Genomic DNA, 680 nt, shown 5'->3' on the forward strand with positions numbered 1-680 from the left:
TAACTCATTATGACGATAAAAATTTTGCCAGCTAGGCTCGCCAACCAAATTGCGGCAGGGGAAGTGGTCGAAAGACCTGCCTCTGTCATCAAAGAGTTGGTGGAAAATAGCCTCGACTCTGGCGCAACCCGAATCGATATCGATATCGAAAAAGGCGGTGCCAAGCTTATTCGTGTTCGTGACGACGGAAAAGGGATTGCGAAAGCTGAGCTCGGGCTAGCACTCAGTCGTCATGCAACGTCTAAAATCCATACCTTAGATGATTTAGAAGCGATCATGAGCTTGGGCTTTCGTGGAGAGGCATTGGCGAGTATCAGTTCCGTTTCTCGTCTTACATTAACCTCTCGCCCAGCTGCGCAAGAAGAAGCGTGGAGTGCATATTCGGAAGGGCGTGATATGCAGGTCAAATTGCAGCCTGCTGCCCATCCCATTGGTACCACGGTTGAAGTGCTGGATTTGTTTTTCAATACTCCTGCACGCCGTAAGTTTCTGCGTACCGAAAAAACGGAATTTGCTCACATTGACGAGCTGTTAAAACGCATTGCACTGAGCCGCTTTGATGTCTCGATCAACGTGCGCCATAACGGCAAAGTTATCCGCCAGTACCGTGCGGCTAAGAATCAACTGCAAACCGAAAAGCGTATAGCGGCGGTGTGTGGTAATGCATTTGTGCGTAATAT

The 680-nt window shown here is 48.8% G+C and carries 1 protein-coding gene; it reads left to right on the top strand.

From position 1 onward, the window contains the following. Positions 1-9: 9 nt before the first annotated feature. A partial coding sequence (gene mutL, locus R7P74_RS26765; protein WP_318123690.1) for a DNA mismatch repair endonuclease MutL occupies positions 10-680 on the top strand: 671 nt, incomplete at its 3' end.

The sequence above is a fragment of the Vibrio sp. 2033 genome (assembly GCF_033339735.1).